This window comes from Pseudomonas sp. B14(2017) (genome assembly GCF_002113255.1).
GTDB lineage: Bacteria > Pseudomonadota > Gammaproteobacteria > Pseudomonadales > Pseudomonadaceae > Aquipseudomonas > Aquipseudomonas putida_Z.
Map to the genome: position 1 here is coordinate 19264 of NZ_NEJY01000034.1, position 9419 is coordinate 28682.

Here is a 9419-nt window from a genome sequence, read left to right on the forward strand (position 1 = left end):
ACTTCAGACAGTATGCGGTCCCTGTGGGAGCGGGCGCGCCCGCGAACACCGGCGCAGCCGGTGCCAGCCAACGCGTTGAATTCTTCGCGGGCACGCCCGCTCCCACAAGGCCCGCGCCAGGCTTCAGCTGGTAATCAACCGCTCGCGCAGTTGGGCAATCTCGTCGCGCAATTGCGCCGCGGCCTCGAACTCCAGGTCGCGGGCGAACTGCATCATCTTCTCTTCCAGCTGCTTGATGCGCTTGGTGATCTCGCCCGGCGTGCGCAGCTCGGCCTCGTAACGGGCGCTCTCCTCCGCTGCCTTGGCCATGCCCTTGCGCTTCTTGCTGCGCGCGCCGGGCACGGTGGCGCCTTCCATGATGTCGGTGATGTCCTTGACCACACCTTTGGGCACGATGCCATTGGCCTGGTTGAAGGCGATCTGCTTCTCGCGACGACGCTCGGTCTCGTCGATGGCGCGCTGCATGGAACCGGTGATGTTATCGGCATACAGGATGGCCCGGCCATTGAGGTTACGCGCAGCACGGCCGATGGTCTGGATCAGCGAGCGCTCGGAGCGCAGGAAACCTTCCTTGTCGGCATCGAGGATCGCCACCAGCGACACCTCGGGCATGTCCAGGCCCTCACGCAGCAGGTTGATGCCCACCAGCACGTCGAAGGTACCCAGGCGCAGGTCGCGGATGATCTCCACCCGCTCGACGGTGTCGATGTCCGAGTGCAGGTAACGCACCCGCACGTCGTGGTCGGCCAGGTAGTCGGTGAGGTCTTCGGCCATGCGCTTGGTCAGCGTGGTGGCCAGCACCCGCTCGCCCTGTACCACGCGCTTGCGGATTTCCGACAGCAGGTCATCCACCTGGGTAAGCGCCGGGCGTACTTCCACCTGTGGGTCGACCAGGCCGGTGGGGCGCACCACCTGCTCCACCACGCGCCCGGCGTGCTCGCCCTCGTAGGGGCCCGGGGTGGCCGACACGAAGATGGTCTGCGGGCTGACATCTTCCCACTCGTCAAAACGCATCGGCCGGTTGTCCAGCGCCGAAGGCAGGCGGAAGCCGTATTCGACCAGGGTTTCCTTGCGCGAGCGGTCGCCCTTGTACATGGCGCCGACCTGCGGAACGCTGACGTGGGATTCGTCGATCACCAGCAGCGCATCGGGCGGCAGGTAGTCATACAGGGTGGGCGGCGGCGCCCCGGCCGGGCGCCCGGACAGGTAGCGCGAGTAGTTCTCGATGCCGTTGCAGTAGCCCAGCTCCAGGATCATCTCCAGATCGAAGCGGGTGCGTTGCTCCAGGCGCTGGGCCTCGACCAGCTTGTTGGCCTTCTGCAGGTACTCCAGGCGGTCCTTGAGCTCTTCCTTGATGCCCTCCACTGCCTCCAGCAGGGTTTCCCGCGGGGTGACGTAGTGGCTCTTGGGGTAGAAGGTGAAACGCGGCAGTTTGCGGAAGACCTCGCCAGTCAGCGGGTCGAAGGCGGCGATGTTCTCCACCTCGTCATCGAACAGTTCGATGCGGATGGCCTCGAGGTCCGATTCGGCCGGGAAGATGTCGATCACATCGCCGCGCACGCGGAAGGTGGCGCGGGCAAAATCCATCTCGTTGCGGGTGTATTGCAGGTCGGCCAGGCGGCGCAGCAGCGCGCGCTGGTCGAGCTTGTCGCCGCGGTCCACGTGCAGGACCATTTTCAGGTAGGTCTCGGGGCTGCCCAGGCCGTAGATGCACGACACGGTGGTGACGATGATCGCGTCACGCCGCTCCAGCAATGCCTTGGTCGCCGACAGGCGCATCTGCTCGATGTGGTCGTTGATCGAAGCGTCCTTCTCGATGAAGGTGTCGGACGACGGTACGTAGGCTTCAGGCTGGTAGTAGTCGTAGTAGGAAACGAAGTACTCCACCGCATTGTTGGGGAAAAACGCCTTGAATTCGCCATACAGCTGCGCGGCCAGGGTCTTGTTCGGCGCCAGCACCAGGGTCGGGCGCTGCACCTGCTGAATGACGTTGGCGATGCTGAAGGTCTTGCCCGAGCCGGTTACCCCGAGCAGCGTCTGGTGCGACAGCCCCGCCTCGATGCCTTCGACCATCTGGCGAATGGCCTCGGGCTGGTCGCCGGCCGGCTGGAAACGGGTAACGAGCTGGAACTCGGACATGACGGACCTCGCGGTGTTGCAGCAACTGTAAATTTAGCCAGTAGTCTATACCCAAATGCGCCCGCCGGGGGGCGCTTTCAAGGTACAGCTGTGAGCGCTTGTTACGGTGGACCCGGCAATTAGACCAATGGTCGAAAAATATTTGCGCAAATGACCGGAAAAGCGATGCCGGACTGTCGCGGTGACCGGTCGGTATCACTATACTGACTCCCCGTTTGTGCACCGCTTCAGTGCATTCGGGCTGGAGCGTGTACGTCCTATCACACTCCAATCAGAGCCAAGGTAACAATGAGCCTGTTTTCCGCTGTCGAGCTGGCACCCCGCGACCCTATTCTGGGCCTCAACGAAGCATTCAACGCCGACCCACGTACCGACAAGGTCAATCTGGGCGTGGGCGTGTACTGCAATGAGGAAGGCCGCATTCCGCTGCTGCGCGCCGTCATCGAAGCCGAGACCCAGCGTGCCGCCCAGCACGCCTCGCGCGGCTACCTGCCGATCGACGGCATCGCCACCTACGACCAGGCTGTACAAAAGCTGCTGTTCGGCGCCGAGTCGCCACTGCTGGCCGCCGGCCGCGTGGTTACCGTGCAGGCCGTTGGCGGTACCGGCGCGCTGAAGATTGGTGCCGACTTCCTCAAGCGTGTGTCGCCTGACGCCGTGGTTGCCATCAGCGACCCGAGCTGGGAAAACCACCGCGCGCTGTTCGAATCGGCCGGCTTCCCGGTGCAGAACTACCGCTACTACGACGCGCCGACCAACGACGTCAACCGCGCCGGCATGCTCGAAGACCTGAACAACCTGCCGTCCGGCTCGATCGTGGTGCTGCACGCCTGCTGCCACAACCCGACTGGCGTCGACCTGAGCCTGGACGACTGGAAAAACGTTCTGGAAGTGGTCAAGGCCAAGGGCCACGTGCCGTTCCTCGACATGGCCTACCAGGGCTTCGGTGACGGCATCGCCGAAGACGCCTTCGCCGTGCGCCTGTTCGCCGAGTCGGGCCTGGAGTTCTTCGTGTCCAGCTCGTTCTCCAAGTCGTTCTCGCTGTACGGCGAGCGCGTCGGTGCGCTGTCGATCGTCACCGCCTCCAAGGACGAAAGCACCCGCGTGCTGTCGCAGGTCAAGCGCGTGATCCGCACCACCTACTCCAACCCGCCGACCCATGGTGCAACCATCGTTGCCACCGTGCTGAACAGCGCCGAACTGCGCCAGATGTGGGAAACCGAGCTGGCCGAAATGCGCGAGCGCATCCACGGCATGCGCAAGCAGATGGTTTCGCTGCTGGCCGAATATGGCGCCAACCGCGACTTCAGCTTCGTTGGCCGCCAGGTTGGCATGTTCTCGTACTCGGGCCTGACCGTCGAACAGGTCGCCCGCCTGAAGAACGAGTTCGGCATCTATGCGCTGGACACCGGCCGCATCGCCGTGGCCGCGCTGAACCAGAGCAACATCCACGTGGTGACCAAAGCTATCGTGGAGGTGCTGTAACTCATTGTTTTGCCTAGGGGTGGCTTGACTTCCCCTAGGCAATCAGTAAGATACGCACAGATTCCGCGATAGCTCAGTCGGTAGAGCAAATGACTGTTAATCATTGGGTCCCTGGTTCGAGTCCAGGTCGCGGAGCCAAACATTGAAAACCTCCAGATGCGCAAGCACTGGAGGTTTTTTGTTGCACTTATCCCCTCATGCCAGCGCACGGCTGCTGTATCGTCCGAGATCCCTCGACGAGCACAGGCAAGCATGAAAGCCAACGACTTCACCCAGAACGCTCAGCAAGCGGTAGCAATCGCCGCCAACCAGGCCCTCCTGGCTAGCCGACAAGCAACGTTCGCCGTGGGTGGCTGCATCATCGAAAATGCCACTGGCAAGGTACTGGTTGCCCTGCACAACCGCGTGCTGGAGCCCTCTGCCAGCCAGGCGCAACCCGCATTCAGGCTTCACGATCCGACGGGGCATGGTGAGCGCCGGCTGGTCGACTGGTATTTCGACAACCAGCAGCGCCTTGCCCTACCGCCCACGCATGAATTGACCGTCATCACCACGCTCGACCCCTGCGCCATGTGCGCAGGCGCCTTGCTGACAGCCGGCTTCAATGTTGCGGTAAGTGCGCTCGACACCTTTGCCGGCATCAATCATGACGGCCGCTTCGAATTCCCCGGCCTGCCGGCCGCACTTCGTCTGCGCGCGCAAGCCACGTGGGGCTACTATGCTGTCGGCAGCCCTTTTGATCGCGACTATGTCGGGCCGACGCAAGGGCCGATCTACGCTGGTGAACGCATCGACGCCGCAACGATGTGCCTTACCCGTTCGTTGTTCGAGGCCAGCGTGAACCACGTGCACGACGAAAGCAGCAACGCCGGCCTGCCGCCGTCTGCCCTGAAAGACCCGATCACCCTACCCAGCCGGAGCTTGGTACGCCAGGCCCTGGCGGGCTTGAGCCCATGGAGCCTGCGCATCAAAAGTGCAGACCCTCGCCTGCCCGGCATCGAACTGGCCGAGCCATTGGTCGCCACAGCGCTCGCGGCAGATACGTGCAACGCCGTAGCCTTGCTGGACCCATTTGGCAATCTGCTGGCCTGCCTGGGCGGTGACGAAACGCGCTCCCCCATTCGCACTGCGTTCATGGAGACCACTCGCAGCTACGCCGCGTTACGCTGGAACCTGATGAACCATGACGACCCACAGGTCCGCGACGAAGCACACCAGCATCTCACCCACCCCCGTTACTGCACATTCGTCCTGCTCCGTTTTCCGGACCCGGCCGGCAGCGAGGCGGTCATGACCCTTGGCGCCTATGGCTCCACCCTGGAACGGTACACCGCGCCGTCCTTCCCCTCCAGCCTGCAATATGTGTTGCTGCCAACAGGCTGCACTGCCAAGGACGTTGCTCGACTGGCGCAAAATCTGCCGCCGTTCTACACCAGCAACGCACAGGTCGCGCCTTGCCAGGTACTGGACCCGAACCTGATGCAGGAAGTTACAACCCGGCTGGGGCAGGCTCAGCGCTCCGAGCCTGCTGCTGGATAGGGCAACGTGACCGCACTGCCTTCATCCACCAGGCTCCAGACCAGCAACTTGGCTGACTGCTTCTGACTGGCGTTGCGTGACACGCTGTGCACGGTACCCGGGGCTTCGTACCAGTATTCACCGGCCTTGTAGGTTTTCTCCGGCTCGTTATCGAGCTTCGATACCACTGCCCCTTCCAGCACGTAGGCCATCACTGCGCCCGGGTGCTGATGCGCGGGTGATGCCTGGCCGGGGGCGTAGCTGACGGTGAGCATCACAGCGCTCTTGCCGGGGGCGTTCGAGGGTTGTTGCTGCTGCAGGACCTTGACCTGGTCGGCAGCGTCGCCGTGCGCCCAGGCAGGGGTTTGAGCGGCGAACAGGGCGAAAAGGATGATACTGAAGGGTTTCATGGGGGGCTTCTCCTGGATGGCAATTGCCTGCAGGTTAGGCCTGTGGGGCAGAGAGACAAATGACCAATTCGGGGAAAAACCAAGAGGCCGATTATTGCCTGTGCCGGCCTCTTCGCGGGCTTGCCCGCTCCCACACCCTTGAAGCCTGTAGAAAACCCTGTGGGAGCGGGCGAGCCCGCGAAAAGGCCGGTGCAGGCACCAGATATCTCAGCTGCTACGCCCGATCGGATAAAACTCACCGTGGCTCCAGACCCCAAGCCACTCTTCCCCGTCGATCTCACGCGGCACCGCCAGCTCCACCAACTGGTAGAACACATTGCGATGAATCAGCGCCTCGAGGTTGCTGCGCATCAGCACATACGGCGATGGCTCCTGCGTGACCGGGTCGATCACCACGCGCAGCGGGTTGGCCGGCCCGGCTTCGACCTGGTCCTCGACATTGCTGGTGAAGCGCAGCACCTGCTGCTCACCCTCAACTTCCACGTCCAGCGCCACGGCCACGAACGGCGCATCGTCGACGCGGATGCCCACCTTCTCTACCGGGGTAATCAGGAAGTAGTCATCGCCATCGCGGCGGATGATTGTGGAAAACAGCCGCACCATCGGCTTGCGACCGATCGGCGTACCCAGGTAGTACCAGGTGCCATCACGGGCGATGCGCATGTCGATGTCACCGCAGAAATCCGGGTTCCACAGATGCACCGGCGGCAGGCCCTTGGCCTTGGGAATCTGCGCCAGAAGATCATTGGCCTTGCCGGAATCGCTCATCACGCTTGCCTCATTCACTCACACCCAGAAGGCTACGAGCGTACTCGCGCATCGGCGCGCCAAGCAAATCCTCCGGGGTTTTATCGTGGAACGTCAACAAACCGCCACGGCTCTTGATACGCGCAGTGTCGATCAGGTAGCGGGTGCTGGTTTCGATGAGCATCATCTGCACCACGCCGGTGTCCCAGCCCAGGCGGTCGACCGCTTGTTCGTCATACCACTCGTCGCCATTGCCGATACGGTCGTCGGTGCGCGCGAAGCGGGTGTACAGCACGTAGTCGGCACCCACCGAACGCGCCTGGGCGATGGCCTCTTCCAGGCCCAGTGGCCCTTGGGCGCGGCGTACCAGCGGGAAATACTCGACGAAGCTCTTGTAGGCCTGCTCGGCTACCGCATTCTGCCGCGGCACCGGCCCCTTGCCCGGGGGCACGAACGCGCCCTGGCCGATGAAGATGAACGAATCGGGCTGCAGGCGGATCGACAGGGTGCGCCGGGTATCGCTGTGGTCCAGCAGGCCGGCATCGCTCATGTGGTAACGGACGCCCTCGCCCATATCGCTGACATTCATGCAACCGCCCAGCGCCATCAGCGCCAGCAGCAAAACCAGGCTACGCATCTTTCCTCCAGTGGCCGGCGACGAAAAACCGGCGAATAGCCGGCGGATGCAGCTTTTGCGCCAGCTTCAGCCACCGATCACCTTCATCACCATCACATCGCCGGAAAACGCCAGGTCCTGCTTGTCTGCCAGGGCCTTGACCAGCAAGCGCTGCAGGGCTGGCAGCGCCTGATGCCGCGGTTTTTCCAGCAGATCGCCGACGAAATGGCGATTGCCCGACGACAGGCAACCGTGCAGCCAGCCCGTGGAGGACAGGCGCAGCCGCGAACAGGTGCGGCAGAACGGTACGCTTTCGTTGGCGATCACGCCAAAGTGGCCTTTGCCGGGTACCTGATAACGCAAGGCGGTGGCATCCAGCGGCGCGTCGACCTGAACGTAGGCATGCTTGCCAGCGATCAGTGCGAGCAGTTGATCGAGGCCGACGAACTGCTGCAGGAAGGCGTTGTGGTCACGGGCCAGGTGGCCCATGCGCATGAGCTCGATGAAGCGCAGTTCGAAGCCACGCTCAAGGCAGTAATCCAGCAGCGGCAGCACCTGATCGAGGTTGTGCCCGCGCATCGGCACCATGTTCACCTTGATCTGCATGCCCATGGCGCTGGCCTGCTGCATACCCGTCAGCACGCTGGCCAGGTCGCCGCCCCGGGCGATACGGCGGAAGGCATGTGGGTCGAGGGTGTCGAGGGAAACGTTCAATCGGCGGATACCTGCCGCCTGCAACTGGGGCAACTTGCGCGTCAGCAGCTGGCCATTGGTAGTCAGCGAGATATCGTCAAGATCGAGCTTGGCCACGGCGGCCAGGAAGGCATCCAGCCGCGGACTGACCAATGGCTCACCGCCGGTGATGCGCAAGCGTTCGATGCCGGCGGCTTCGATCAGGTAGGCCACGCCACGGGCCAGGGCATCCGCCGGCAGTTCGTCCTGTGCTGCCACCAGGCGCTTGCCGTCTGGCACACAATAGGTGCAGGCATAATTACAGGCAGCCGTCAGGCTGACGCGCAGGTTGCGAAAACGCCTGCCTTGACGATCGACGATCATGAATGACTCCGGCATGGATGATGGGGGCCGGCAAAACCTGACTCATAAATCAGGTTTTTGCAAGCCCTATCCTTTTTGCCGCTGTCGGTGTCGCCGTGCTGTTGTGGAAGCAGGCATGTCAGTCATGGGGCTGCTGCGCAGCCCATCGCAGGCAAGCCAGCTCCCACAGGATCGCGCAACACTTGAGATCTGCGCTGTAAATGTGGGAGCTGGCTTGCCTGCGATGGCCGCAAAGCGGCCCCAATAACGCTGACTGGCAGGCTTCAGGGAAAGCCTGCACTATCTCAGTTGGAAGGTTCCGGATCGCGCTTGCGCTTGTTGCCCATGCGCACGCCAATGTCCATCAGGAACTGGAAGAAGCCTTCCTGGTCCTCCAGCACATTGCTCCAGAACGGCGAGTGGTACAGCGCAACAGCACCATGCACCAGCGCCCAGGCGGCGCAATAATGGAAATACGGCGGCACGTCTTCGAGCTTGCCTTCGCTGATACGGCCCTTGATCAGCTGGGTCAGGCGGTCGAAGTTGGAGGCACGGATGCTGTGCAGCTGTTCGACCATTTCCGGTACCTGGTTGCCCTTGACCACCTTTTCTTCCAGGCGGTCGAACAGCCGGTAACGCTGCGGATCGCGCATGCGGAACTCGAAGTAGGCTCGCGACAGGGCTTCCTTGTCGCGATCGACGTCGGCCGAATGCAACAGCGCGTTCAGGTCGCGCTCGTAGTCGAGCATCAGGCGCAGGTAGATCTCCGCCTTGGACTTGAAGTGCTTGTAGATCGTGCCTTTGCCGATGCCCACGGCGTCAGCGATCATCTCGACGGTGACGCTGTCTTCACCCTGTTCGAGAAACAGTTTGAGCGCGGTGTCGAGGATTTCCTGTTCGCGACGGCGAAACTCACGGACCTTACGAGGTTCTTTCTGCATAGGAAGGACTGGATGACAATCGAAGCGGTTTATTATGCCTAACTTGCGGGAAATTGCACGGATCATCCAAGCATGTCTGTGTTTCATGATGCTTACGGCCATGCGCTGCGGGAGGAATGAAACGTTGGCGTATTCCAAATCTGTTTAAAAAACGATCAATATGCACTGGCACTGCGCCAAAGCTGACCAATACTTGAAGTGTTGGCGCGGCGCATCCCCCCCAAGTGGCGCGCCGATAAAGGTGCTCAGGGACCGCGTACCTTTGTTTTACTCCTAATGGTCTTAACCCGGATTCCCCCCCCAGAACCCGGGTTTTTTTTGCTTACGTGACGGGCCGCCCACTCGAGGCTCGTGCTGAGCTTTTGATCTTGCTCTGGCTTTTGATCTTGCTTTTGATCTTGATCTTCGCGACTTCAGGAGGCCGAACGCAGGTCTTGCGGAGGGAGGTGACGGGCATGGATGCCCGTCAAGCGCTGAGGCCCCATGGATGGGGCCTGCAGCGCGTACTCCCGGGAGCAAGACCGGCGC

Annotated in this window: 8 protein-coding genes and 1 tRNA gene; 3 read left to right on the forward strand and 6 right to left on the reverse strand. The window is 62.2% G+C overall.

Annotation, left to right across the window (positions count from 1 at the left end; genetic code table 11):
• Positions 1–123: 123 nt before the first annotated feature.
• Positions 124–2139 (reverse strand): excinuclease ABC subunit UvrB, encoded by a 2016-nt coding sequence (gene uvrB, locus CAG34_RS26360; protein ID WP_085593310.1) that lies wholly within the window; start codon positions 2137–2139, stop codon positions 124–126.
• Positions 2140–2427: 288 nt separating this feature from the next.
• On the opposite strand from uvrB, the gene CAG34_RS26365 reads away from it, so the two are divergent.
• From CAG34_RS26365 to CAG34_RS26375, 3 genes are all read left to right on the forward strand, one after another.
• Positions 2428–3624, forward strand: coding sequence for an amino acid aminotransferase (locus tag CAG34_RS26365; protein ID WP_085593312.1), 1197 nt, complete (start codon positions 2428–2430; stop codon positions 3622–3624).
• A gap of 62 nt (positions 3625–3686) precedes the next feature.
• A tRNA-Asn gene (locus CAG34_RS26370) sits at positions 3687–3762 on the forward strand.
• Positions 3763–3876: 114 nt separating this feature from the next.
• A complete protein-coding gene (locus tag CAG34_RS26375) occupies positions 3877–5163 on the forward strand; it encodes a cytosine deaminase (protein ID WP_085593314.1) in 1287 nt (428 codons plus the stop codon).
• On the opposite strand, the gene CAG34_RS26380 is transcribed toward CAG34_RS26375, so the two are convergent.
• From CAG34_RS26380 to CAG34_RS26400, 5 genes are all read right to left on the reverse strand, one after another.
• Positions 5136–5552, reverse strand: a complete 417-nt coding sequence (locus CAG34_RS26380) for a cupin domain-containing protein (RefSeq protein WP_075044140.1) — start codon at positions 5550–5552, stop codon at positions 5136–5138. The two genes, CAG34_RS26375 and CAG34_RS26380, sit on opposite strands and share 28 nt — an antisense overlap.
• Positions 5553–5759: 207 nt before the next feature.
• On the reverse strand, positions 5760–6320 hold the full coding sequence (locus CAG34_RS26385; RefSeq protein WP_085593316.1) for a DUF1285 domain-containing protein: 561 nt from the start codon (positions 6318–6320) through the stop codon (positions 5760–5762).
• Positions 6321–6330: 10 nt separating this feature from the next.
• Positions 6331–6936 carry a DUF4823 domain-containing protein gene (locus tag CAG34_RS26390; RefSeq protein ID WP_013971585.1) on the reverse strand — a complete coding sequence of 202 codons (606 nt, stop codon included), beginning with the start codon at positions 6934–6936 and terminating at the stop codon, positions 6331–6333.
• 66 nt (positions 6937–7002) lie between these two features.
• Complete coding sequence (locus CAG34_RS26395) at positions 7003–7971, reverse strand: GTP 3',8-cyclase MoaA (protein ID WP_085593318.1); 969 nt, start codon at positions 7969–7971, stop codon at positions 7003–7005.
• A gap of 284 nt (positions 7972–8255) precedes the next feature.
• A complete protein-coding gene (locus tag CAG34_RS26400; RefSeq protein WP_003260720.1) occupies positions 8256–8891 on the reverse strand; it encodes a TetR/AcrR family transcriptional regulator in 636 nt (211 codons plus the stop codon).
• Positions 8892–9419 lie beyond the last annotated feature (528 nt).